This window comes from Thiothrix fructosivorans, assembly GCF_017349355.1.
In the GTDB taxonomy this organism is placed as follows: Bacteria; Pseudomonadota; Gammaproteobacteria; order Thiotrichales; family Thiotrichaceae; genus Thiothrix; species Thiothrix fructosivorans.
Genome location: NZ_JAFMPM010000005.1, coordinates 253,923 through 279,654 on the forward strand (window position 1 = coordinate 253,923; position 25,732 = coordinate 279,654).

The window sequence follows — 25,732 nt, forward strand, 5'->3', positions numbered from 1 at the left end:
GAAGGCGTATGTCCTGCGCCCCTACGGATCATTTATTACGATTTTTCCAGCAACAGTCTGCCACTGCTTACCTGATTGGCTTCAGTGGCGGGCTGGATTCGCACGTTTTACTTCATGCTTGCGCGGGTCTGCGTGAGCACTATCCACACTTAGCGTTTCGCGCCCTGCACATTGATCATGGTTTGCAGGCGGTGGCGGCTGCGTGGGTGGAACATTGCCGTGCGGTGTGTGCGCGTCTGGCGATTCCTTTTGCGGTGGCGCATTTGCAGTTGCAGATTCCGGCGGGGGAAAGTCTGGAGGCGGTGGCGCGAACGGCGCGTTATGCGGCTTTCAGCCAGCATTTGCAGGCGGGGGAAATGCTGCTGACGGCGCATCACCAAAACGATCAAGCGGAAACGTTGTTGCTGCATTTGCTACGCGGTAGTGGGGTGAACGGGTTGGCGGCGATGCCGGAGGTGCGTCCGTTAGCGCGTGGCTATTTGGGTCGTCCGTTATTGGCGTGTAGTCGTGCGGAATTAGCGACGTATGCCAAACAGCATGGGCTGAATGTCATTGATGATCCTAGTAATCAAGACAGCCGTTTTGACCGTAATTTTTTGCGCAATGAGGTCATGCCGTTGTTGGAACAGCGTTGGCCTGCGGCGAGTAAAACGTTGGCACGAGCAGCACGTTTGCAAGGCGAAAGCCGTCAGGTGTTGACAGCGTTGTTGCGCGAGAAGTTGCCGCATTTACACGGTTCTAAGCCTGACACGCTCGCGGTTAGCAAGCTGTTGGCTGAGGATGTGGCGATGCAAAAAGCCTTGTTGCGGGAATGGCTGACGTTACGTGGCTTCCGTTTACCGGAAGAGAAAAAGCTGCTGCAAGTATTGCGTGATGTATTGCTAGCCCGTCCTGATGCAACGCCGTGTGTGCGTTGGGAGGGCTGCGAAATGCGCCGTTATCGGGATGATGTGTATGCTATGTCGCCTTTATCTGTGCATGATCCTAAGCAGGTGTTGGTGTGGGAGACGCGCCAGCCCTTAGTGATTGCATCGTTGGGACGCACGTTGGTGGCGGAGGCGGGGTATCCTGCCAGTGTGATCGTGCGCTTTCGGCAAGGTGGGGAAAGCGTGTATTTGCCGCAGCGCGGCGGGCATCATAGCCTTAAGCATTTGTTGCAAGAGTGGGGTGTGCCGCCGTGGGAGCGGGAGCGTTTGCCGTTGGTGTATGTGGGGGAGCGGTTGATGTGGGTGGTGGGTCTACCCGTTCAGCCATGAAGTCGGCGGTAGGACGCTGCGTGTCGTTGAAAAAGTCATCCCAATTCGTGGGTTTTGGTGAGAGGGTTGTCTGTGGCATGGGTTTACTCCATGTTAGCGATGATGGTTCATGGTATATCGCAGCGTTAGGGCTTTCAAATTCTGTTTGCAAATCTGTCAAATATCCGCCACATTCGCAGGCGGGTTGGGGCAACTCGCGGGGGTTCTTGGAACAATTCTACCGACAATGTGCGGTGCGCGATTCGTAACAGGAATCATCCTAACAATCGCAACAACAATCTGGGTTTTCGGTTGTTGTTAGAGAGTTGAGTTCTCCATAGTCAACGGCTTGTACCCGGCAGAGCGGTGTATCCACGGATAGCCGCCGGTGGTGCAATGCCAACAGCCAGCTTGTCCCTGCCCAGATCGCGACGGTTTGCCCTCCGGTCAAATAGCGAAACTTTCCCGCATCCTGCCTTGGTTGGCACGGTGCGGGAATCCCTTTCTGGAAAGGAGTTGGGCTTGTGTCGAAACGTACTTGGATGTGGATAGGATTGGGATGCGTAGTTCTTGGCGTATTGCTGTGGAGCTTCCCAGATACTATTGTCGGTTGGATAGTCGGTGTTTTGGATTGGTGGCTCGGTTTTGACCCCGCACGTCGTGCTAGCGCTGAACAAATGGGTAGAACGATTGGTGGTTTTGTAGCGCCGATTAGTGCGATTGGAGGCGTGTTTACGGTATTGAATTTCTTTAAATCCCAAAAAGATGAGTCGAAAGATAGCGCCTTTCTGCTTAAGGCTTACTACGAAGCCTTGCATAAATCTTGCGAAAACATTGATTTGGCTCTGGTTAATGTGCGAATTACGGAATACGCCCGCAATGCTTCTAACAGTATTAATCTGCCCAAAGTCTATCAGGAAATGGATGTCGTCCCCTGCACTGCAAAACGACATGGTGTGGATGATACAGAGGGTGAGGAAGACGTAGAAGCAACGGGTAATATGCGTTTCCGTGGGCAGGAGCGTAAAGCCTTGATGCAAGCAAGTGCCGAAGAAGATTATCGGCGCGTGATTGTCTTGGGTGACGCTGGTTCAGGCAAAAGTATGTTCATGGATAATCTGGCGTGGCATATCGCTGGTTCTCATATTGGCAAAACGGATAAACGTTTACCCGCTGAATTCAAGCGTCTGCCATTGATGCGCCTGCGTTTACGTTCGGTTGCATGGTGGTGTAAGAAAAATGGTTTTAGCGATGATACATTGCTGGATGCAATGCAACGTGAGATGCCTTTGCTGATGGGTGATGATGTCGGTAAACAAACATGGCAAGCACTTCAACCGTCGTTGTTAGCGGAAGGGATTATTCTGCTGGATGGTTTGGATGAAGTCCCTGAAACGGATGGAATGCGTCGGAATATGCTGGATGCAATAGATCGTCTTATTAGCATATTAGCCCCACAAGCGCGTTTGATTATTACCAGTCGTCCCTATGTGTTTGCAAGTGATGATTGTGCTTATTGGTTGGAGGCATTTCGTTGCCTTGAGCTTCAAGAAATGACAGATGATCAGGTGGAGAGCTTTGTTAATCATTGGTTTTTGTTGTTGCGTGAGGCAAAACAGCGTACCAAAGAAATGGCTGCAAAACAGGCGCATCAGCTTTTTGTCGATTTGTCGGACAGGGAATATTTACTAACACCAGCCCGTCGTCCACTGATTTTGACGTTATTGGCTACGCTGCATTTTGCATATGAAATTTTGCCGCATTCTCGTGCTGAATTATACCGCGAGGCGATTGCGCTGATGTTAGAGCGCTGGACAATGCGAGCGTATCGAGAAAATGCGGATTATCCATTAGAGGATTTTGAGAGAAAAGCCCTGACAGAAACGGAAGGAACGCGGATGGCTGCGTTGCAAGCCGTGGCATGGGATGCTCATAAGAATAAAACCTTGCAAATAGCTGATACTGCAATCAGAGGGTTATTTTCAAAACATATTACCCGCAATAATAATCCAGCTAATTTATTGGATTTTATCCGTTTCCGCAGCGGCATTCTTAAACCGGGGCAGGGCGATAGTTTTGAGTTTTACCACCGTTCTTTTCAAGATTACTTGGTGGCGTTGGCTATTACGGAGATGGATAACTGGCAGGATGTCATTAATGATTTGTTACGAAAAGAGGGGAAAGATTGGTGGGGTGAAGTATTTTTGTTATTGATCAGTGCGAAGATGTCCGGCACTGATAAGCCGGGTGCTGTTTCGTTTTTATTGACGTATTACATCTATCCAGAAGTATTGGATTATGCGAATTATCCTGAAGATGAATGGCAGTATTTTTTCCTCGCCGCTCGTGCCACGGTTGAGCAGAAAAAGCCACTACAAAGCTATGCGAGTCCACAATATGAGAAGCTCAATAAGTGGTTGATACGGCATCTATTGCACTTGGTTGAAGGCGAATACCAATTGCCTGTGGAGGTGAGGGCTGAAGCAGGGCGTTTATTGGGCGACCTTGGTGATCCCCGTAGTGGTGTTGGTGTTATCCGTGAGGGTGAGCACAAGGGGCTGCCTGATATTAAATGGGAGTCTATTCCGGCTGGAAAATGCCAGATGGGGTTTGCGGCTGATGATGTTAAACGTTCATGGGATAAGCATTCAACCCCGCAACATTGGGTTGAAGTGTCTGCTTTTCAGATGAGCCGTTACCCTGTTACTAATGCTCAGTTCGCTTGTTTTGTGGAAGCTGGTGGCTATGAGAATGAGCGTTACTGGCATACCTGCGAAGCAGCTTATCAGTGGTGGAAAGGTGGAAAAGCAGATTTATCATTGTTGGATGATAATCCCAGTTTGAAAAAGAATTATGCAGAGGCATTGGCGGAAGAAAAGACACGCCGCCAGCCGTGGTACTGGGAACAACGCAAATGGAATAATGCGAATCATCCTGTCATTGGCGTGAGTTGGTATGAGGCATTGGCATTTTGTGAGTGGCTCAATATCACTAATGTTTATCAAGGTAAAGTGCGTTTACCGACAGAAGCAGAATGGGAATATGCGGCTCGTGGTGAGGCAGGTTCGCGTTACGCTTGGGGAGATGAAGCTGATCCTGCGAAAGGTAATTACGAGGATACAGGGTTAGGTAGGACGTCGGCGGTAGGTTTATTTCCTGCTGGAGGTGCTTTCGAGAAACAACATGCTCAACTGTATGATTTGACAGGTAACGTTTGGGAGTGGACAAGCAGTCAGTGGGGTAAAAAAAGCGGTTCACCAGATTTCACCTATGATCAGTGGGCTGTTCAGGAAAAACAGCGAAATAACCTGAACGAACATGCCTTGCGAATAATTCGCGGGGGTTCTTGGGACGATTCTTCCGTCGGCGTGCGGTGCGCGGTTCGTGACTGGCTTCATCCTGACGATCGCGACCCCATTCTGGGTTTTCGGTTGTTGTTAGGTTGTTGAGTTCTCCCTGGCTATGCTGGGATGCTGTGGACTGGTATGCTGGTTTCTGATTCCTGTTCTTCTGAATACTAAAACGTTCAGCTTGGCAGGCTGCTAGAATAAGTGAGATAACGGTGAAGTTACGCAAAGAACGCCGCGTAGCGGCGACGCGCAAAAGTTATGGCAAAGGTATTCGATAATTTGTATCCACAGTTGCTGGAATTCAGCAATCTTTACGAAGCGTGGCAAAAAGCCGCGAAGGGCAAGCGTGGCTGCCCCGCTGCCGCCAGCTTTGAGATGAACCTTGCCGATGAATTGATCCGCCTGCAACGTGAATTGACCGACCAAACATGGCAACCGGGCGAATACTATTCCTTCTACATCCGTGACCCCAAAAAACGGTTGGTATCCGCCGCGCCGTTCCGTGATCGTGTGGTACATCACGCCCTACATAACATCACCGAAGCCATTTACGACAACACCTTCATAGGCGACTCCTACGCCAACCGCAAGGGCAAAGGCACACACGCCGCCATCGACAAGGCTCAACGCCTGATGCGTCGCTACCCCTACGTGCTGCAATGCGACCTGCGCCAATTTTTCCCCAGTATCGACCACGCGGTGATGGAATCGCTGCTCTACCGCAAAATCACCGACGAAAAAATCCGTTGGCTGATGCGCCAAATTGTCAAAAGCGGGGAAGGCATCCTCACGGGTGAATACCAGATGGTGTATTTCCCCGGCGATGATCTGTTCGCCGTCAACCGACCGCGTGGGCTGCCTATCGGTAATCTCACCAGCCAATTCTGGGCGAATGTCTACCTCAACGAACTTGACCAGTTTGTGAAGCGCGAACTGGGTTGTCGGGGTTATGTCCGTTACGTTGATGATTTTCTGCTGTTTGCCGATAGCAAAGCGCAATTGTGGCAATGGAAAACCGCTATCCGCGAATTCCTGTTTGGTTTACGCCTTGCGCTGCATGAAAAATCCAGCACGGTTTACCCCATCACCAGTGGCATTCCGTTTCTCGGTTTCCGTCTTTACACCGATCACCGCCGCCTCAAACGCAAAAATGGGGTGAATTTCCAACGGCGTTTACAGCGTTATTACCGTGAATATGCACGGGGTGAATTAAGCCATGAGGATTTGAACCAGCGCATTCAGGGTTGGGTGGCACATGTGAAACGCGCCGATACGTGGGGTTTGCGGCGTAATTTGTTTGCCAAATCCGTGCCCGTGCGCAAGGTAACGGGAAGAGGGCGCAAAGTTGCATGAAAGAATCCCCCTTATTTGCCAAAAGCTACGATTTTATCCGCTGGCTGATCCCCCAAACCGTCAAGTTCCCCCGCAACCAACGTTTTGTTGTCACCGAACGTCTGCAAACGACGGCGATGGATTTCATGGAATGCCTGTATCAGGCAACCGACAAGGCGCAACAAACTACCGCACTCAAACAGGCTGACGTAAAACTCAAACAGCTACGTTTTTACTTACGCCTCAGTCACGACCTAACACTCCTAGACACGCGCCGTTTTGAACATGCTAGCCTTTTGTTGGAAGAAGTCGGGCGCTTGTTGGGTGGGTGGTGTAAATCCACTGTATAGAGTAACTCGCCAATGCATACCTCATCAGACGAACACTGGATGCGCCACGCCCTAACCCTTGCCCAAAACGCATGGCAACAAGGTGAAGTTCCCGTCGGTGCTGTCATCATTCGCGACGGCGCAATCCTCGCCGAAGGCTGGAATCAGCCGATCACGTTGCACGACCCTTCCGCCCATGCCGAAATGCTTGCCATGCGTGCCGCCGGTATTGCTGCCGAAAATTACCGCCTGCCGAATACAACGCTCTACATCACGCTTGAACCGTGCCTAATGTGCGTCGGCGCAATGCTACACGCCCGTATCGAACGTGTTGTCTTCGGTGCGTATGACCACAAAACTGGCGCGGCTGGCAGTGCGTTCAATCTGCTGCAAGACCCGCGTCATTATCACAAAATCGTGGCAGTGCAAGGTGGGGTATTGCAGGAAGAATGCGCTGCGTTATTACAGGCATTCTTCCGAGAACGGCGAGCGGCTGCCGCCTTAGCCAAACCAGCGGCGCAGCGTGCGACTCAGCCATGAATCGGTTGGTGCTGGCGTAGGGGTGGGTGTCGGCGCAGGCGTAACAGGCGTCGGAGTGGGTGTCGGCGTAACTGGCGTGGGTGTTGGAGTCGGCGCAGGTGTAACCGCTGTCGGGCTGGAAGCCGTTTGCGTGCCATTCGCGAACTTAATTAATTGCTCCACAATTGCTGCTAAGGGTGAGCCTTGCTGGGTGGAAGCGGATTTCGCGGCGGTGCGCCACGCACTCGGTACAGCCGTACCCGCCGCCCATGTACCGGTCGCTTGCGCATCATAAGCCGTTTTTGCGCGTAAGCCCTTGCCCGGTGTCCACAGGAAATCAGGGTGCTTGTTGGTATACCATTCGCCACCGATCACTGTTCCCGCTGCATCCAGCTCCAGATCGTAGTAATAGGTGACTTTTTGAATCGCGTCTTGTGCCGCGCTGTCGCTTTCACGCTGGCTAGGATTGGTTTCGACCACGTAGGAAACATCCATGCGGATACCGACCATCGAATGCGCTTGCGTGCTGCGATACGCCTTGAATTTATCGTTGGTGTACGCCGCTTTGGTGACGGTTGCTCCGGCTAAGGTGCTGGCGTATTGATTACTTTGCGGATTGAAATAGCGGTATTCGTAAGCGTGGAGCGGCTGATTCCAGACTTCGTAATCGAAGGTCACGTCCAGCACCGTGCTGCGCTTGCTCACGCCAATCTGGTTCACGATAGCCAAATGCCATGAGCCGGGATTCGTATCGAAGCAATCCGCCGATTTAACGCGCCCCGTGATGGCATCAGCAGCGGGATCTTTGTCATTGCAACGCCCACCGATAAAGCGTGTCGCACTCGCCGCGTTTGCCCACAGCAACGACGACAATGCTTTAATGTCAGACGGGTAAAACTTGATGGCAACGCCGCTAGGGGTTTTCAGCGTCACGCTCTTGGTCGGACGCGCCAGCATATACGCAGCGGGTGCCCAGCCGTGACAGATACCCATCCACGTTTCGACCGAACCATTGGTGTCGTAATAGGATTTACCTTCCGCCCACATGTTTTTGGTCAGGGATTCATTGGTATCGCCGACCAGCGCATCGTATTTTTCAGACGGGGAAAGCTGGTTGATTTTGGTGGCATTGCCGCTGGCTAGAATCGTCGCAGCCGGTGCATTACGCACGTAATCAAAATTCTTTTTCCAATCGCTGGATTTAGGGAAATTCGGGTCGGCATAACGTGCGCCCAAAATTCCTTTATAAATCGCCCAGTAATCGTCTGACCACGGGGATTCCGCCAAGGATTTCTTTTTAAGCCCTGCCGTTTCCATATCACTGAGCTTGCTGTACGTCAGCGCATCCACGAGGTTAGCGGGTTTATCGTTGGAAGCAATCGCTGCCCGCGTTGAGGCTTCACCACTGCCGGGTTGTAAGACGTGCATCCGCTGCGTATCGCGTGCGTCAATGTAGTCCAGGCTGTCAATGTCAGCTTGTGAAAACAGCGTCATACCGCGCACGGGGTTGCCTGCGGCATCCGTTTTTGGCGGTTGACGGTTCATGAAGGTTTTGGGGTCTTGTGCAAAGGCAGCAAGATCAGCATTGATTTGCTGTTCGATTGTGTTAGGCATGTAACGTCTCCTTATCCGCCGTCTGGCGGGTTGCCCTGTACTGATGAAGTTCAGCTTAGATGATTATTCGCTTCCCTGACTATAGCCTGTTCTAGTGATTTTCGGGCAGATATTCCCACTGATCGAAGTAAGCGGCTTGCCCCGCGTAGTTGCCATGTGCATCCCGCAAGTTCCACACAATCGCTTGGCGAATCAAAAAACGCCGCCCGCTGCTGGAAATGCGTACTCCCGCGTAATCGTCGATGTAACCTTGGCGGGCGACCGTTTGCAGCAAGTGTTCGCGCTCTTCACGTACCAAGGCTTCAGCGGAATAGCGTGAGGGTAACTGCGTCAGTGTTTCCCAATCCATTTCAAATACTTCCAACGCTTTCTGATTGCCGTAAGTGAAGATCGGGTCAGCGTCGGTATTGTGCGATAACAGCACAAACGGCGCAGTATCCAGCGCGAGTGCGGTATTTTCGCCTTGCCACTTCAACTCCGCCAAATCGCGCCCGACGTAATGGCGAAAGCTGGAATGCAGCAGGTACAAATGCGCAGTGAGTTGAGCGGAATCCATCATACGCTTGCCAAATTGCCTTTGGTTTCAAGCCACTGCTTGCGGTCGCCAGCGCGTTTCTTTGCCAGCAACATATCCATCATCAGATCGGCTGCGTCGGTGTCGTCGAGGCTGAGTTTCACCAAACGGCGCGTATCGGGGGCAATGGTGGTTTCGCGCAATTGCAACGGGTTCATTTCGCCCAGACCTTTGAAGCGGGTAACGGCGACTGTGCCGCGTTTCTTTTCGGCGGCGATAATGTCGAGACGTGCCTGCTTTTCAGCTTCATCCAGCGCGTAATAGACTTCCTTACCAATGTCGATGCGGTACAGCGGCGGCATTGCCACAAACACATGACCCGCTTTAACTAAGGGGCGGAAGTGTTTGACAAATAAGGCACAAAGCAAGGTGGCAATGTGCGCCCCATCCGAATCCGCATCGGCGAGAATGCACACTTTGCCGTAGCGCAACTGGCTCAAATCGACATTGCCGGGTTCTACGCCAATCGCCACGGAAATGTCGTGTACCTCTTGCGAACCCAGCACTTGTTCGGAATCGACTTCCCACGTATTCAAGATTTTACCGCGCAACGGCATGATGGCTTGGAATTCGCGGTCACGCGCTTGCTTGGCTGAACCGCCTGCGGAATCGCCTTCTACCAAAAACAATTCGGTGCGGGTGGTGTCTTGCGAGGAACAATCCGCGAGTTTGCCGGGGAGGGCGGGGCCTGCGGTGACGCGCTTGCGGATGACTTTTTTGCTGGCTTTCTGGCGTTTGGTAGCGTTATTGATCGCTAATTGCGCGAGTTGTTCGCCGATCACGGTGTTGTTATTGAGGTAGAGGCTGAACGCATCTTTGATTGCGCCGCTGATAAAACTCGCCGCTTCGCGGGAGGACAGGCGTTCTTTGGTTTGCCCTGCAAATTGCGGGTCTTGCATCTTGAACGACAGCACGAAGGCGATATTTTCCCACACGTCATCGGGGGTGAGTTTCATACCGCGTGGCAATAGGTTGCGGAATTCGCAGTATTCGCGCAAGGCATCGGTGACACCCGTGCGCAAACCGTTGACGTGCGTGCCGCCTTGCACGGTCGGAATCAGGTTAACGTAGCTTTCTTGGATGGCTGTGCCGCCTTCGGGTAGCCACAGTAATGCCCAATCGAGTGTTTCACGCGGCGCGGTGAGTGAGCCGGTGAACGGGTCTTCGGGCAGGGTGATGAATTCGCTGATAGCTTCGTTGAGGTAATCGCGCAAGCCGCTTTGGTAATACCATTCGGTCACTTCGGGTTCGGCGGTCGATGCGTCGGTAAAACGGATGCGTAAGCCGGGGCAGAGAACGGCTTTTGCCCGCAAATTGTGCTTGAGGGCTTTAACGCCGAATTTTACGGTGTCGAAGTATTTGCCATCCGGCCAGAAATGTACGGTTGTGCCGGTTTCGCGCTTGCCTGCTTTGCCGATCACTTCGAGTTCGCTGGCTTTGTTGCCATCGGCAAACGTCATGCGGTAAAGCTGGCTATTGCGCTTGATGGTGACTTCGAGCTTGCGCGACAGGGCGTTGACCACCGATACGCCGACACCGTGTAAGCCGCCGGAGAATTGGTAGTTTTGGTCGGAAAATTTGCCGCCTGCGTGCAGGGTGCAGAGGATGACTTCGATCCCCGGTTTGCCTTGTTCGGGGTGGATGTCGACCGGCATTCCGCGCCCGTTGTCGGTGACAGAAACTGATCCGTCGGCGTGCAGGGTTACGTCGATCTGGTTGGCGTGTCCGGCGAGGGCTTCGTCTACGCTATTGTCGATGACTTCTTGCGCAAGGTGGTTGGGGCGCGTGGTGTCGGTGTACATGCCGGGGCGTTTACGCACGGGGTCGAGTCCGGTGAGGACTTCGATGGAAGAGGCATTGTAGGTGTTGTTGCTCATTATTCTCGTCGGGCTTGTTCTGAATGTGCTTCAAAATAGCGGGTTAGGGCGACTTCGTAAAGGGTTTGAAACGCTCTGCTGCCCACGCTAGCTGCAAACTGCGCATAATCAACGGGATATTGAAATGACGCGGATACAGCCAACCTTTCCCCAAGAACGTGGCAGTGTTCACAACTTCCACAGGTACGACGGGCGGCGTGGGGGGCACGGGCGGTGGCGTGCTAGTTTTCGCCGCCGTTTCAGCGCTATCACTCAACGGATTTTTGTCATGCCAGTCACGCGGAATCAGGCTAATGTGCGACCAATGCGCATCCATACGCGGCGCGTCTTCGGCACGCGGCATGTGGTAAAACGTCGTCGATGCCCACACCACCACGTCTTGCCCCTCAATGTTTTCGCCATTGGCAAAGGTACTCAAGTCTTCGGCACAGCCATTGGTGCTGGGGTTGTGGGAAGCAAACAACTCGCAGCTTTTTTGCTTGGTAATGTAAATATCGTGCTCAGTGAACGGCTCAAAGCTAGGACCTGCGTCGCGCTGCCCTGATTCCGGCAATTGGATGTCGTAAGAAATCGGCAGGTTTTTGCTATTCGTCAGTTGTGTATCCAAGATTCGCCATGAACGCAATTGCACAGGGTCAACCGAACGCGCCGCTTCGGTCGTAAAACGGGTATTGTTGCGTAAGGTTTTACCATCGCTTTGGGTGTAATTAATTTCTTCCACCGCATCATCGTTAGGCGTGCCGCCCAGCTCAAAGTCGAGTTTCCAAAAGAAATTGTGCAAGTGTGCAATGCCTACTTTGTAGTCGGTCAACGGCCAGCCGTGCGGCATCAGGCTGTTGTAACCGAACCGCTGTAATGCGCCCGTCGCGCCCATGCCCGGTTGAATCGTCCCGTCATCGAAAAAACGCCATTCAGGAATGTAGTTATACGAGCCGATCACCGACACGCTGAACAGGCTGAGGGCATCGCCTTGCTGACGTTCATTGTCCACGCTGTAGGCATCATCGCGGGGTTGCACTTGCTGGCAGAGAATATTTTTGCCGAAATAATTCAACAGTTTGCCGCTGATGCATTCTTCGGGCTTTAACGCGCTGATGTATTTATCACCTAAGCCATAATCGGTCACGTCATGAAAGCGTGAGCTATTGTTGTCGTAGGGGACGTGGATTTGTGCCACTGCTGCTTGATACAACACCATGCGACGCGTGCCGTTGGCGGGGGTGTAATGGATGTGGTGCAAGAGAACGCCTTCGCGGGCGCGGTGTTCCCAACACATATCCCAGCGGGCTTGGTTGGGTAATGTGGTATCGACGTAATACGCATCGTCACAAAATTCCGCCGCTTGCAAGCTAGGAATAAAGCCGCTGCAAAGCAGAATAGCGTAAAGGTAATAGCTGATGTTCATGGTAGGGCTGCTCAGAAGGGATTGGTCGCGTGCCAATCACGCGGCAGTAATTGGAAACTGCTCCAGACAGTGCCAATACGGTTACTGTCTTCGCTGCGGGGCAGGTGGTGGTAGCTTTGTTTGTACCACACCACTACGTCTTGCTGGTCGAGGCTTTCCCCGTTGGCGAATTGGCTGACATTAGCACCGCAATCGGTGGTGGCGTTGTGCGCGGCGTGTTGTTCGCAAGCCTTGTAACGGGTGAAAAACACATCATGCGCCAGACAATCTTCGTTGCTGCTATTGGCGCGGCTGTGATCATAGCGATTCGGCACAAGTTCATAGGAGAGTTGCCCGACGCTGCCATTGGTGAGCACGCCATCACGTATTCGCCAGAAGCGTTTGATGTCAGGGTCGAAGCTGCGTCCGGTTTCGGTATCCAGCGTGGTGATCGCTTTGGTTTTGCGGATACGGTCGGCGGTGGGTGTGCTGGTAATTTCTTCGACGACATCATTGGCAGGCGTGGTATCAAGGTCGAAATCCAGCCGCCACAGGGCATGATCGGTGAAACCCGTGGCAATCTTGCCGCTTTGCATGACTGCCCAACCGTAGGCGGAGTCGGTGGCATCGACAATAGGCAATTCCCCGCTCAAACCGAGGCTGGGTTCAAGCGTGCCGTTTTCGTAAAAACGCCAGCGTAGGCTGTAGTTGCGTGCGCCGATTTGCGAGTGGCTGGCAAGTTCCAATAATTGCCCTTGGCGTTGCGTGACGTATTTGTAGGAATAGCCGCTGTCACGGGTGGTTTCGCACAAGACATTGCGTCCCTCAGCGGCGTGGAGTGTGCCGTTGCTGCAATCTTGCGCGGTGAGGGTTTGCAGATTATTGCCACCAAAGCCTGCTTCAGTGCTCAGAAATAAGGGTGTCACTGAACCGTCATCGAAAGCGGTTTCAAGTTGCGAGAGCGAGGCTTGACCGAGGATGCGCCGTTCTGGTTGATGGGGGGCTTGGTAGTGAATTTGCGAAAGAACAATGCCTTCAGCGGGTTGGCTTGCCCAGCATAAGCGCCATTTCGCGCCCGATGCGAAGGTTTTGCTAAAGGATTGCCCGTTGCAAGTGTCGTCGGGGGTGGCATGAGCGGCTGCTTGCCATAGCGTCAAGATAGCGAGTAGGCATAACGTTGTTGAACGGTATTTCATGGTGGGATTCCTTAAAAACCAATGTTCTGGGTCACAACGTTGGCAGATAGGTTGACGATAGGGCTGACTTCAAATACCACGGAATCGACGGTGTAGAGCAGTACTTGGGCGCAACGTTGCACGCCGCACTCTTGCGAGGCTGCATTAAGTTGTTCCGGCAAACTGGAGGCGTGGAACACGAAGGCTTTGACGTGCAATTGTTTGGGGTCGCTGAGGGTTTTGCCCGTGATGCGCTTGAATTCGGCGTTGAGCAGGGGGCGTTGCTCATCATCGTTAAAAATCAGTTCGGCAGCGCGTTTGAGTTCTTTGTCGGTGAGCGGCAATTGCACGTTTTGCTGGTAGTGCTTGGCAAGCGTGGTATTGGTGTCGAGATTCACCACAGTAATGATGGTTTGATTGGTGTGGTAATCATAGGTGTATACGTCCGCTAACCGCTCTGTGTTGCCCTTGTTGTTGATGTGGCGTTCGATTAATAGCACTTCATTAGCGGGGGCGGTGCTGGTGGTGCTGGCTTGGCGGCGGGTTGAGGTGGTAGTAGGTGTGGCACTTAAGGTAGCTTGGCTGGCGGCACGCGCCATTTCGTTGGGGGCGAGTGGGTCTAAATTACCTGCATGACTGGCTGGGCTTGCCAGTGCCCACAATAGAACAATGCCACGCATGACAAGCTGCATGGTTGGTGAATGATTTGTCACGGAAGCCCCCGATTATTGTGCGTGTTTATCCGCTAACCAATAGCACGTTGGTTACGGGGGCGCAAAATAAGCAGACGAGCTGTATAAAAATCAGTGCACCACAGTATGCAGCACTTTACTACGCTCAAAATACACCGAAAACGTGCCATAATGCCACACGGTAATTTTAGGCCAGCGTTTTTTGACCGGATTTGCCGACTGCTTTACCGATTGTGGTGCGCCATACTGGGCTTTGACGCTATTCATGCTCATGCCACGGTTGGGGTAGTCCGCAAAGGCGACGCTGGCGAAAAAAGGGATAGCCAGCAATAAAGCACTAAACCATTTAGACAAACGCATGTCTGATCTCCCGATACTTCACTATTAAACGACACTCATCATCTGTACAATCGCCACCCATGTTTACACCACTCGAATTATTCATCGGACAGCGGTACACGCATTCACGGCGGCGTAACCGTTTCATCTCGTTCATTTCGTTCGCTTCGATGCTCGGCATTCTGCTGGGGGTCACAGTGCTGATCACGGTTTTGTCGATCATGAACGGGTTTGAAAAGGAACTCAGGGACAAAATACTGGGAGTCGTTGCCCATGTCACGGTTTCGGGGACAAATGGGCAGCTTTCGGATTGGACGGCGAAATTGGACGACTTAAAAGCCGAAAAACACGTCATCGGCGCAGCCCCTTACGTACAAAAACAAGTCATGCTGACCAACGGCAATTTGATGCGTGGCGTGGTGTTGCAGGGCATTGATCCGGCGCGGCAAAGTCAGGTCAGCGACGTGAATTTCAAAATGCTGGAAGGCAGTTTCAGCAATCTGAAACCGCGTGAATACGGCATTGTGCTGGGTGTGGAGGTGGCTGCAAATCTCGGCGTTATCCCTGGCGACAAGGTGACGGTAATCGTGCCGCAGGTGCAAGTCACGCCCGCAGGCGTTTTGCCGCGCTTGAAACGTTTTACCGTGGTCGGCATTTATCAGATTGGGCATCCCGAATACGACGGCATGACCGGCTTTATTGAGTTGGGCGATGCGTCGCGGCTGTTCCGGCTGGGTGAGAATGTGGGCGGTGTGCGTTTGAAGCTGGATGATATGTTTGCCGCGCAAGCTGTTGGGTACGACTTACAAGCCAAACTCGGCAAAGACTTTGCGGTGGTGGATTGGAGTCAGGAACACGGTAGCTTTTTCCGTGCGGTCAAAACCGAGCGCATTGCCATGAGCTTGATTCTTGGCTTGGTGGTATTGGTGGCGTTGTTCAATCTGGTGGCATCGTTGGTGATGACCGTGAATGACAAGGCGGCGGATATTGCCATTTTGCGCACGTTTGGGATGGATGCGAACCGTATCCTGCGCATCTTTATGATTCAAGGCAGCATTATCGGCATTTTCGGCACAATCGTTGGTGTGGCGTTAGGCGTGTGGCTGTCGCTGAATATTGGCACGGTGATTCCGTTTTTGGAAAACCTGTTCGGGTTTAAGATTTTCTCGGCTGACGTGTTCTACATCAGTGAAATTCCTTCCGATTTGCGTTGGAGCAATGTGATTTGGATTGGTGTTGCCTCGCTGATTGCGTCGGTATTGGCGACGATTTATCCGGCGTGGCGTGCCTCACAAATCCAGCCTGCGGAGTCCTTGCGCTATGAGTAATATGTTTCAACCGATGGAGCTGTTTGTCGGCTTGCGCTATACCCGTGCGCGGCGTGATAAGCATTTCATCTCGTTTATCTCGCTTGCGTCGATGATCGGGATTGCGATTGGCGTGTTGGTGCTAATCACGGTGCTTTCCGTCATGAACGGTTTCGAGCAAACCATGCGCGAACGTATTATGGGTATGTTGGCGCACATTACGGTTTCTGAAAACGATTTGGCGGTGTCTGACTGGCAAAAAGTGCAGAAAGAGCTGCTGGATTTTCCGCACGTCAAAGCGGTTTCGCCATTTATTGAAAAGCCCGCGATGTTGAATCAGGGCGATGAAGCGCGTGCTGCGGTGTTGCAAGGTATCCTGCCCGATCAAGAGCGGCAGGTGAGCAAAGTGTTTGAGCATGTGGTGAAAGGCGATATGCAAAAACTGCAAGCGGGTACTTTCAACATTGCGATTGGCGCGACGATGGCGAAAGAGCTGAAAGTCGATGTCGGCGATGCGCTTACCCTCGTTAGCCCTAGCGAAAATTCACTGGAAACGGGAGAGATGCCTGCGTTGCAACGTTTCACGATTGTGGCTATTTTCCGCGTGGATATGCAGCAATTTGATACCACCTCGGCTTACGTGAATCTTGAAGATGCGGCTACTACCTTCAATTTAGGCGCAGATGTCACGGGCTTGCGTATGACGCTGGATGATTTGTATCGTGCACCACAAACCGCGCAAACGATTTTGCAACGCATGGGGCAAACTTGGCCGGATATGTGGGCGAACGATTGGACGAATTTGAACAAAAATCAGTTTAAAGCGATTCAAGCGCAGAAGTCGGTAATGTTCATTATCCTAATGTTAATCATTGCCGTGGCGGCGTTTAATCTGGTGTCCACGTTGGTGATGGTGGTGACGGATAAGGAAGGCGATATTGCGATATTGCGTACCTTGGGGCTGTCGTCGGGGCGAGTGATGAAGATTTTTATGGTGCAAGGCACGCTGATTGGGGTGTTCGGTACTTTGATTGGGGTGGTGTTGGGCTTGTTGCTGGCAACTAATCTGGATGTGATTGTGCCGTTTCTGGAACGTCTGTTTGATACTCATTTCATCAATGCCGATGTTTATTTTATTAGCGAACTCGAATCACGCGTGAATCCGGGCGATGTCATTGTAATTGCCTTGAGTGCGCTGTTTATGTCTATTCTGGCGACGCTGTATCCTGCGTGGCGTGCGTCCAAAGTCCAGCCTGCGGAGGCGCTGCGTTATGAGTAAGGTCATTATTTCCTGCCAACAATTGAGCAAGCGTTTCACCGAGGGACGGCTGGATGTGCATGTGTTGCGCGGGGTCGATTTGCAGATTCATGCCGGTGAAAAAGTCGCGATTTTGGGGAGTTCCGGTAGCGGTAAAAGCACCTTGCTGCACTTAATGGGTGGGTTGGATTTGCCGTCTTCTGGGCATGTCGAGGTGCTGGGCAAGCGCATGGATCAGTTATCCGATACTGAACGGGGTGCATTGCGTAACCAGTCGATGGGTTTTATTTACCAGTTTCACCATTTGCTGCCGGAATTTACGGCGTTGGAAAACGTGGCAATGCCGTTGCTGATTCGTGGCGTGAAAGTGGCTGATGCCAGTGCGCAAGCCGTCGATATGTTGACAAAGGTCGGTTTGAAAGAACGTGTGGATCATAAACCCGCGCAGCTTTCCGGTGGGGAACGTCAACGTGCCGCTATTGCCCGCGCTTTGGTATCCCGCCCACAAGCGGTGTTGGCGGATGAGCCAACGGGCAACCTTGACCATCATACCGCTGACAATGTGTTTAACTTGATGCAGAGTTTGAACGATTCCTTGGGAACGGCATTTGTGGTGGTGACGCATGACCTGCAATTGGCGGCGAAAATGGATACGGTGTATCGGCTGACGGATGGGGTGTTAGGGGCGGCTTGACTTACGGGCAGCACGGCGCTCTTTGATGCGTCGCAGCAAATGTAAACGCCATAACAGGTGTACGCCGTAATAGCCTGCTATGCCTGACAAGGTTGCCATCATAAAGATACCCAGCAAAAAGGGTTTCCAGATTAGGATCAAGCCATTCATTAACCAATCCAAACTGGGTTCAAAGTTAAAACCTGCCGTTGGAGCACCGAGAATGGCTGTGCCTAATAAGTAGGCGGCGTACAGCATGGGCGGTGTGGTCACGGGGTTAGTGACGAATACCAAAACCACCGCAATCGGCAAATTGGCGCGAAAAAAAACAGCGAGTAACGCCGCTAAGACGGCTTGAAATGGGATGGGCAGCCACATGCTGAACAGCCCGATAGCAAACGCGGTTGCCACATTACGCCGATTCAAATGCCACAGGCAAGGTAGATGCAAGGTATCCCCCAAAAATTGGAGGTGCTTGTGTTCCTTGAGTTTGGCGGGGTCTGGCGACCATTTCCGTAAAAACTTGCGTGGCATGAAGTCCAATATCAGAACAATAAGAAGGCAATAGTATCTATGGTTTCCTCCTAATGCGCACCTTTTCAGTGAGTTTTTTTGTCGGCACGTTGGTGCTGTGGGTGTTGCCGCGCCTGCCTGTGCTGGATACGCTCTTTTGGGGCGGAATGTTGTGCGTATTGGGTGGCATCGGTTTGCTAGTGGCATATCGGCGCTGGCGGCTGGCGACGGTTTTTCTTGGCGTATTACTGGGTAGTAGTTACGCGTTGTGGACGGCGCAGCAAGTGCGGAGCGACTGGTTACCTGCCGCATGGGAAGGCGAGGACATACTGCTCACGGGTACTATTGCGGATGTGCCGGAATATCGGTTGGATGGTTTACATTTTGTGCTGGAGGCGGATACGCCCACGTACAGCGGACGCTTGCGCATGGCGTGGTATGACGAGCCGTTGCCTGCGATGCGGGCAGGTGAGCGCTGGCAATTGTTGGTGCGTGGCAAGCGTCCGAATGGTTTCATGAATCCCAACGGTTTTGACTACGAACAATGGTTGTTTGCGCAACGTATTGGTGGCAGTGGTTATGTGCGCCAGTCGGTGGATAATCAGTGCCTCACTGCTGCTGCGTGGTGGTTGCCGAATAATCTACGCCAACATATCAAAGAACAGATCGCAACAACGTTGCAGGGTTCTGCCATGATCGGTTTGGTGCAGGGCTTGGCGGTGGCGTATACCGAAGCCATTGCTCAGGATCAGTGGGCAATCTTGCGCAATACGGGCACGATTCATTTGCTGGCAATTTCGGGGCTGCACATCACGATGGTGGCGGGTTTGGGGATTCTGCCGGTGTGGGGTATCTGGCGGCTGTTTCCGGTGTTGTATTTGTGGTTGCCGTTGCGCATTGCGGCAGGGTTGTCGGGTGGAGTATTGGCAACGGGGTATGCGTTGCTGGCGGGGTTTAATATTCCCACGCAGCGCACGCTGATTATGTTGCTGGTGATGTTGGCGGGCTTGGTGTGGCGGCGGCAAGTGCCGTTCAGTGTGACGCTGACTATGGCGTTGTTACTGGTGTTGCTGCTTGACCCGTTAGCGAGTCTATCCGTGGGGTTTTGGCTGTCGTTTGTGACGGTGGCGCTGCTGGTGTTTCTGGGAATGCGGCAACGTAAGGTGGGTAAGTCGGCAGTGGTGTGGATGCAGTGGGTGTTGTCATTGGGGACGATTCCGCTGGCGGCGGGTTTTTTCGGGATGGTGTCGTTGAGTTCGCCTGTGGCTAATATGCTGGCGATTCCGCTGGTAACGTTTGTGGTGACACCGCTAGTCTTGCTGGGGATGGTCTTGGCAGGGTGGTGGTCAACAGGGGCGGCTTGGTTCTGGTGGTTGGCGGCGGGATTGTTGGATGGCTTGATGTGGGTGTTGGCGTGGCTGGCGACGTTGCCATTTGCGGCGGTGTATGTGTCGTTGCTGCCGTTGCCGTGGTTGGTGTTAGCAGGCTTGGGTTTTGTGTTGCTGTGGTTGCCACGCGGGATGGTGGGGCGCTGGTTGGGGGCATTGTTGATGTTGCCTTTGTTGTTGTACCAGCCGCCTAAGGTGGCTGAGGGGGCGTTTCGCTTGAGTGTGTTGGATGTGGGGCAGGGCTTGGCAAGCGTGGTGCAAACGGCGAACCATACCTTGGTATTTGATACGGGACCAAAAGTATCGGATAGCTTTGATACGGGGGAATTGGTGGTTTTGCCGTGGTTGCGTGGGCAAGGCATTACGCATATCGACACGTTGATGGTTTCTCATGCGGATAATGACCACAGTGGTGGGGCAGAAGCACTCTTGGCGGCGTTGCCAGTGGATACGCTATGGGTGAGTAGCCGCGATACGTTGCCGAGCCATCATTCGAATTTATGCGAAGCGGGTCAGTCATGGCTGTGGGATGGGGTGAAATTCAGCGTATTGCACCCTAGTATGGATTTTTCTGATCAGCAGGAGAATAACCGTTCCTGCGTTTTAAAAATAGCAAATGCTTATCACAGCGCTTTATTGACGGCGGATATTGAGCGTCCAGCTGAGCATTGGTTGAGCAAATCAGGGGATGATGTGGCGGCGGAAGTGTTATTGCTGCCCCATCACGGTAGCAAGACTTCTTCTAGCCCGGCATTTATTAACGCGGTTGCACCGACGCTGGGGATAGTGACCAGCGGTTATCGTAACCGTTTTCACCATCCGCACCCAAGTGTGGTGGAGCGTTATATTGCTCGCGATATAAAATTATTGAACACGACAGCAACGGGTGAATTGCGTTTGGATTTTCCGGCGACGGGTGAGAACTTGCGCTTACGCCAATGGCGCGAGGTACAGAATCACGGGTGGCATCGTTACCCTGAAAAGTAACGTGGCGAAACATTATTATTTATGCCAGAATCTAGGCAATTTCCCAACGGGTTTGCGTACTGAAGAGGCGATTTCTGCGCGTGCTTCAGGCTAGTAGTGTTCAGGAACGAGTGTATGAAACTGGAAGAAAAGGATCTCGACATTTTCAAAAAGCTGGATTCCAATGTTTATCTCACCCTCAATGATAAGCAAGCGTTGAAAGTCAGTGTCGATGAATTAGCGTTGCGTTTGGTTGAACGCGATAGGCGTTTGCAGGAAATGTCGGGGTTGCTGCTGGAAAAGGATGGTCATATTCGAGTACGCGATGCCCGCATTGATGAACGCGACAAGCGCATGGAAACCTTGGCACGTTTGCTGGGCGAAAAAGAAAAGCTTTTGACTCAGCAAAACCAGTTGTTGGAAGACAAAGAAAAAACCCTGCGCACCCGCGACGAAGGGGTGATTGCCAGAGATCGTGCGGTACAACAGCGCGATACTATGTTGAGTGACCGCGAATCCCGCTTGAGCAGTCTAGAACAAAACCTCGCTCACTACGAAAAGCTGCTTCAGGAAAAAGAGCTGCAAATCCAAATGCGTGACCGCAGTTTGGAAGATAAAGACCGTTCCTTATCCCGCATCGATCAAGCCATCCAAAGCAAAGATAAGCTGCTGCAAAGCCGTGATGACAGCATTATCAAGAAAGACCAGCAGTTGGTGGATCGCGAAACACTGTTGCAGGAACGCACCCGCCAGACACTTGAGCAGGAAAAAATGCTCAAGGAACGTGATAAGCATCTCAGCGACCGTGATAACCATGTGTCGGAACGGGATCGTCAACTGGCGGCGCGTGATGGGCATATCGACCTTGCCAACCAGCATTTGCAATCCCGTGATCGCACCATTGCGGAGCGTGATCAGCAAATTCAAACACGGGAAGTATTGCTCAAGGAAAAAGCGAGTTTGTTGCAAGAGCGCGACCAGCGCATTGGCATTCAACAGCAGCAAGTCGAAAAACGCGATACCACGCTGAGTCAACGTGACCGCGAACTGAGCGAACGTGACCGTACCATTGGTGAGCGCGATGACGAATTGCGCTTGCGCGAGGAGGCGATTCGCGCTCGTGACCAGCAAGGGCTGGATTTCTTGCAAACGATTCGTGAACTCGAAGACCATTTGCAGGAACGTGATGCCAATCTCACGGAACGTGATCGCCAATTGGCGATGCGTGATGAGCGTATTAATAAAGCAGACGACGATTTGCGTGACCGTGATACACGTTTATCGAGCCGTGATCGCACGGTGGAAGAGCGTGATGTGCAAATCACCGAGCGTGATCGACGCGTCAAGGAGCGCGATATTTCGCTGCGTGATCGTGATACGCGTATCAGTGGGCAAGATTTGCAATTGCGCGAGCGCGATAAGCAGTTGCAGTTGCGTGATGCCCAGTTGCAAAGCCGTGATGTCACCATCGGCGAACGCGACCACGGCATTAAGCAACGTGATGCGCACGTTTCCCAGTTAAACACGCAGATGCAGGAACGCGATGAAACCATTCATGCGCGTGATTCGTTGTTGACGGAGCGCAATGCGGCGATTCAGCAGCGTGACGATACAGTGCGGGAGCGTGATTTCCAGCTTACCGAGCGTGATCAGAGTATTCTTCAGCGCGATACCTCGCTGCATGAACGTGATTTGCACATCCAAACGTTGGGCGAGTTCATTACCGAGCGCGATACCAGTTTGCAAGCGCGAGATACCGAAATTTCGGCACGGGATGAGCAAGTGCGTCACTTGCAATTGGATGTGCACCTACGTGATCAAAGCATTGCGGAGCGCGATGTGCAGTTACAGTTGCGTGATCAAACCGTGCAGGATCGCGACGAATTTTTGTCAGAACGCGAAGAAACGATTGCCGAACGTGATGCAACAGTGGCGGAGCGTGATGCACAGCTTGAACAGCGTGATTTGCACCTTCAGCTCAAAGAGGAGGCACTGCAAGCGCGGGATCAGCAGATTCACTTGCGTGATGCCACGGTGGCGGAGCGTGATAGCAGCTTGCATGAACGCCATATTACGCTGGGGTTACGTGATGCGCAGCTTCAAGCGCGGGATGATCAGCTCAATAAGCGTGATAGCAGCCTGCATGAGCGTGATCAGACGATTATTGCTAAGGAAGCACACATTCGTCGTCGGGATGAACGCCTTCAGGAATTGACCTTGCGGATTCAGCATCTGGAGAATGCGTTGAAAGAGCATCTCCAGCAATTGCAGAACCGTGATGAATCTTTGCATCAGCGTGATTTGATCATTGCCCAGCGCGATCGCCAAGTGGATAAATTGGATAAAAGCGTGGTCAAGTATGCAGCGGGGGCGCAAAGCGTGTTTATTAAAGGTGCGGTGACGGGCTTGATGGCGGCATTGGTATTTGTGCTGGGATTGCGCCTGATGGCTATTTTCTAAGGTTGGCGGTATTTTCCTTGAAAAGGGGATTGACAGTTCGTTCTACTGTCGTTAATATTTGCGCCTCTACGGCTACATAGCTCAGTTGGTTAGAGCACATCACTCATAATGATGGGGTCCCTAGTTCGAATCTAGGTGTAGCCACCAACAAATTCAAAGGGTTGTATCTTAACGGATGCAACCCTTTTTGTTTTTGGCTATTTTTACGGCTTTCTTAGTCACGGGTTTAGTCACGCAATTTGTTTGCTAGGATTGGACAACCCTCTCCCCCTATCGCCACAGTGACATAAACAAGGCGATACCCCAGACGAATCCGCCGATCATGAATTGATACCAGTCACTACCCCATTCTTCAAAGTGTTTCGCCTTCGGAAATATCAAACCCGCTGCAATGGTAAAGAGCGATACTTGCAACCAGCCTAGCCATTCAGGAAGATCATTCATGAATTGCCAGTTAGCCAATTGAACAAGCTGTTTTGCGTCGATTAGCCAACTCACCAATAACAGGGTTAGCAGTGCGAATACTGCACGCCCCCATTGCTTCCAATCCTGATACATCGCATCACCTTAGGTTTGTATTGAAGCCGCGCATCATGCCACAAATGCAAAAAGCCGGAACTAGTCCGGCTCTTGGTGAATGAATCGCGGGTTACGCTAACAGGTATTTAGGAAAAGGCGGTTTTCCGGTGTATCGAGGATTCAGCAGCAATACGCCCTCTTTTGCCGCCCGTGCTTGCCAGATGACAATGAGCGCGTTCATTCCTTCGGGGGTGATCGTGCGTTTTTTGCCTTGGCACAAATGAGCGTTAACGAATGAACGTCCATCGCGGGTAGTCAGTTTTGTTTCACCTGACAGAATCGCGGCTTTCCATTGTTCATACAGCCCGTAGCCCTCTTTCAGAATGTCGGCTTCGATCTTGCTTTGAGCATCCTTCATTGCTTCCAGTAGCTCTTTTTCCGCATCATGCGAATGAGCGCGTTCATTGGTTGAATGAGTAGGTTCATTGCAGACAGTACGTTCATTGGTTGAATGAGCGCGTTCATTGGTTGGAATGATTTTTTCCGCGATGCGCTCAAGGATGACATCGTTCAGCGGGGCGGGGTTTGCCATGCCTGCATAAGCATCAAACACCGCCGCCTGAATCGCTTCTGGTGAGTTCGCGCCTGATTGCTTTACGTTGGCATGGATGCGCTTCACCGTTTCCTCTACGGACAAACGCGGAACGTTTACGCTGGATGTTGGGGAAGGTGAGTCCGTTTCTTTTGGCGCTAAATACTTAATAGTATTTTCACCAGATAAGCCGGAATGTGTAGCGCGTTCATGTTCTGCCAATTGCTCTTCATATAAGCGTTGCACGGTGGCGCGTTGTTCTGGCGATTGCTTAAAGCCGCTAGACTCTTTAATAAATGGCGCATCACTAGCCCACCGTTCAGCCAATTGGTATTCATTGCCGCGTTTCACTAGAACATTGTCTTTGGTGGACAAATGCATCAGTAAATTTTCTGCCAACTTCATGACAGTTTTCTTAGGCGTTTCATAGCCAGCGTCGTGCAGGGTTTTCTCAATAGCAGGGTAGAGTGCTTTAACAGTGGGTTCTAACTCACTATTCAGCAATTGCGTCCTGATTGATTTCAGCATTTCGTTCATAACGTCCTGATCGGGTTTACCCGCTAGTTCGTCCAGTTTGTCGCCAACTTTGCCCGCTACGTTTTGAACATCGCCCATCATTTGATTATGTGCGTAGTTTGCGCGTGCGTATTCGGTGGCGATAACCTCAGGTGAGGCTTTTAACCCGGCTTCGACTTTTTGGGCATATTCGCCCACGGTTTGACGGGCAGAGTTCGCGCCATTGGTAAAGGCCGACAGTGGGGCGGTTTCGTTGGCGTTGCTGTAGGTGGTAACACTGCCGTCATGTTTGCGCGGTGGTTGGCGTAATTTGCGGGTCACGTCGTAACCATGTGCCATCAGGTATTCTCTGGATTGTGCGAATTGACCGCCCAAATAGTGAAACGCATATTCAAAGAAGCTTATCAATGTCAGGCTTAAAAGAAAGCTGGCAACAGTTCCGCCCGCTCCAAACACCTCACGAATGAAGTTTACCAATGGGTGATAGTTGTTTTCATCACGTTCCATCGTTTTAGCCGTGCCAGCGAGTGCAATAGCTTTGGCCTGATTGCTTGCGTTTCCGTTGGCAATCATTTTGTTTACGGCTTCAACACGCGCTTTAGCACCTTCACAATGTTTTTCCTTTCCACGGGATAGACGTTCCTCGCATTGCGCCAGTTTCATTTCAGCGTTTTGCAGGTCAGCAGAGTAGGGGTTGTAGCTTCCAGTCGTGGCTCCACCAATGGCTGCAATCACCGCTTTGTAGGTTGGGGATTCTTGGCTTTTGGTTTCCATGCGGATAGCGTCCCGTTCCATGCCTTGTCCGATCTCCGATAGCAGGGAGAACCCGACCGCTACACACACAGCAATGATGGTGGCCTTTTTGCCGCCTTCGGTATCGCCCTGCGAGTACAGAAAGAACTGATAGGCAGTCATGACCGCTACCAGCCCCAAAGAGGGGATAGCTTGCGCCCATTGGGAACCGTCCCATTCCATGATTCGCAGATGACCGGCAAAGTAGCCCACCACGAAGTAAGCCGACATTAGGTAGGCAGTGATAGCCGCGATGATGTAAGCAAGTTGACGTTGCTTGTATTCGGCATAAGCCAGACCTGCATTAAAGGGTTTTTTGTTGTTCATG

The 25,732-nt window shown here is 52.1% G+C and carries 21 protein-coding genes and 1 tRNA gene; 12 read left to right on the forward strand and 10 right to left on the reverse strand.

Going from position 1 to position 25,732, the window contains the following annotated elements:
- Positions 1 to 8 precede the first annotated feature (8 nt).
- The 6 genes from tilS to tadA all read left to right on the forward strand — a co-directional run bounded on the left by tilS (position 9) and on the right by tadA (position 6,786).
- Entirely contained in the window at positions 9 to 1,256 is a 1,248-nt protein-coding gene (gene tilS, locus J1836_RS02300) for a tRNA lysidine(34) synthetase TilS (RefSeq protein ID WP_207249272.1), read from the forward strand.
- 228 nt (positions 1,257 to 1,484) lie between these two features.
- A complete protein-coding gene (locus J1836_RS21940; RefSeq protein ID WP_242632704.1) occupies positions 1,485 to 1,565 on the forward strand; it encodes a hypothetical protein in 81 nt (26 codons plus the stop codon).
- Between the two features lie 194 nt (positions 1,566 to 1,759).
- Complete coding sequence (locus tag J1836_RS02310) at positions 1,760 to 4,684, forward strand: SUMF1/EgtB/PvdO family nonheme iron enzyme (RefSeq protein ID WP_207249273.1); 2,925 nt, start codon at positions 1,760 to 1,762, stop codon at positions 4,682 to 4,684.
- A gap of 159 nt (positions 4,685 to 4,843) precedes the next feature.
- Entirely contained in the window at positions 4,844 to 5,938 is a 1,095-nt protein-coding gene (locus tag J1836_RS02315) for a reverse transcriptase domain-containing protein (protein ID WP_207249274.1), read from the forward strand.
- Positions 5,935 to 6,267: a diversity-generating retroelement protein Avd gene (gene avd, locus J1836_RS02320; RefSeq protein WP_207249275.1), complete on the forward strand. Its 333-nt coding sequence runs from the start codon at positions 5,935 to 5,937 to the stop codon at positions 6,265 to 6,267. The genes J1836_RS02315 and avd overlap by 4 nt, the downstream gene beginning before the upstream one ends.
- Positions 6,268 to 6,279: 12 nt before the next feature.
- Positions 6,280 to 6,786, forward strand: a complete 507-nt coding sequence (gene tadA / locus J1836_RS02325; RefSeq protein WP_207249276.1) for a tRNA adenosine(34) deaminase TadA — start codon at positions 6,280 to 6,282, stop codon at positions 6,784 to 6,786.
- Here tadA and J1836_RS02330 read toward each other — a convergent pair.
- From J1836_RS02330 to J1836_RS02360, 7 genes are all read right to left on the reverse strand, one after another.
- A complete protein-coding gene (locus tag J1836_RS02330) occupies positions 6,748 to 8,379 on the reverse strand; it encodes a hypothetical protein (RefSeq protein WP_207249277.1) in 1,632 nt (543 codons plus the stop codon). The genes tadA and J1836_RS02330 overlap by 39 nt on opposite strands.
- A gap of 91 nt (positions 8,380 to 8,470) precedes the next feature.
- Positions 8,471 to 8,938: an MEKHLA domain-containing protein gene (locus J1836_RS02335; protein WP_207249278.1), complete on the reverse strand. Its 468-nt coding sequence runs from the start codon at positions 8,936 to 8,938 to the stop codon at positions 8,471 to 8,473.
- Complete coding sequence (parE, locus tag J1836_RS02340; protein ID WP_207249279.1) at positions 8,935 to 10,830, reverse strand: DNA topoisomerase IV subunit B; 1,896 nt, start codon at positions 10,828 to 10,830, stop codon at positions 8,935 to 8,937. The genes J1836_RS02335 and parE overlap by 4 nt, the downstream gene beginning before the upstream one ends.
- A gap of 43 nt (positions 10,831 to 10,873) precedes the next feature.
- On the reverse strand, positions 10,874 to 12,235 hold the full coding sequence (locus J1836_RS02345) for a copper amine oxidase (RefSeq protein ID WP_207249280.1): 1,362 nt from the start codon (positions 12,233 to 12,235) through the stop codon (positions 10,874 to 10,876).
- A gap of 11 nt (positions 12,236 to 12,246) precedes the next feature.
- The gene (locus J1836_RS02350; protein WP_207249281.1) at positions 12,247 to 13,410 is read right to left on the reverse strand and encodes a copper amine oxidase; all 1,164 of its coding nucleotides are present in this window, start codon (positions 13,408 to 13,410) and stop codon (positions 12,247 to 12,249) included.
- An 11-nt stretch (positions 13,411 to 13,421) separates the two neighbouring features.
- Positions 13,422 to 14,102, reverse strand: a complete 681-nt coding sequence (locus J1836_RS02355; protein WP_207249282.1) for a hypothetical protein — start codon at positions 14,100 to 14,102, stop codon at positions 13,422 to 13,424.
- Positions 14,103 to 14,192: 90 nt separating this feature from the next.
- Entirely contained in the window at positions 14,193 to 14,441 is a 249-nt protein-coding gene (locus J1836_RS02360) for a hypothetical protein (protein ID WP_207249283.1), read from the reverse strand.
- Between the two features lie 59 nt (positions 14,442 to 14,500).
- Between J1836_RS02360 and J1836_RS02365 the strand changes: the two genes are divergently transcribed.
- From J1836_RS02365 to lolD, 3 genes are read left to right on the forward strand one after another with little or no spacing between them, the layout of a single operon-like run.
- A complete protein-coding gene (locus tag J1836_RS02365) occupies positions 14,501 to 15,748 on the forward strand; it encodes a lipoprotein-releasing ABC transporter permease subunit (RefSeq protein ID WP_207249284.1) in 1,248 nt (415 codons plus the stop codon).
- Positions 15,741 to 17,006 carry a lipoprotein-releasing ABC transporter permease subunit gene (locus J1836_RS02370; protein WP_207249285.1) on the forward strand — a complete coding sequence of 422 codons (1,266 nt, stop codon included), beginning with the start codon at positions 15,741 to 15,743 and terminating at the stop codon, positions 17,004 to 17,006. The genes J1836_RS02365 and J1836_RS02370 overlap by 8 nt, the downstream gene beginning before the upstream one ends.
- Positions 16,999 to 17,679 (forward strand): lipoprotein-releasing ABC transporter ATP-binding protein LolD, encoded by a 681-nt coding sequence (gene lolD, locus J1836_RS02375; RefSeq protein WP_207249286.1) that lies wholly within the window; start codon positions 16,999 to 17,001, stop codon positions 17,677 to 17,679. Before J1836_RS02370 ends, lolD begins: the two co-directional genes overlap by 8 nt.
- Here lolD and J1836_RS02380 read toward each other — a convergent pair.
- The gene (locus J1836_RS02380; RefSeq protein WP_207249287.1) at positions 17,665 to 18,192 is read right to left on the reverse strand and encodes a DUF2062 domain-containing protein; all 528 of its coding nucleotides are present in this window, start codon (positions 18,190 to 18,192) and stop codon (positions 17,665 to 17,667) included. The two genes, lolD and J1836_RS02380, sit on opposite strands and share 15 nt — an antisense overlap.
- A 53-nt stretch (positions 18,193 to 18,245) precedes the next feature.
- On the opposite strand from J1836_RS02380, the gene J1836_RS02385 reads away from it, so the two are divergent.
- From J1836_RS02385 to J1836_RS02395, 3 genes are all read left to right on the forward strand, one after another.
- On the forward strand, positions 18,246 to 20,546 hold the full coding sequence (locus J1836_RS02385) for a DNA internalization-related competence protein ComEC/Rec2 (RefSeq protein ID WP_207249288.1): 2,301 nt from the start codon (positions 18,246 to 18,248) through the stop codon (positions 20,544 to 20,546).
- A 114-nt stretch (positions 20,547 to 20,660) separates the two neighbouring features.
- Positions 20,661 to 22,985, forward strand: a complete 2,325-nt coding sequence (locus tag J1836_RS02390; RefSeq protein ID WP_207249289.1) for a hypothetical protein — start codon at positions 20,661 to 20,663, stop codon at positions 22,983 to 22,985.
- A 70-nt stretch (positions 22,986 to 23,055) separates the two neighbouring features.
- Positions 23,056 to 23,132, forward strand: a tRNA-Met gene (locus tag J1836_RS02395).
- A 123-nt stretch (positions 23,133 to 23,255) separates the two neighbouring features.
- Here J1836_RS02395 and J1836_RS02400 read toward each other — a convergent pair.
- Together J1836_RS02400 and J1836_RS02405 are read right to left on the reverse strand one after the other, a co-directional pair.
- Positions 23,256 to 23,543, reverse strand: coding sequence for a hypothetical protein (locus J1836_RS02400; protein ID WP_207249290.1), 288 nt, complete (start codon positions 23,541 to 23,543; stop codon positions 23,256 to 23,258).
- Between the two features lie 91 nt (positions 23,544 to 23,634).
- Positions 23,635 to 25,731: a hypothetical protein gene (locus J1836_RS02405; protein WP_207249291.1), complete on the reverse strand. Its 2,097-nt coding sequence runs from the start codon at positions 25,729 to 25,731 to the stop codon at positions 23,635 to 23,637.
- Position 25,732: the final 1 nt, after the last annotated feature.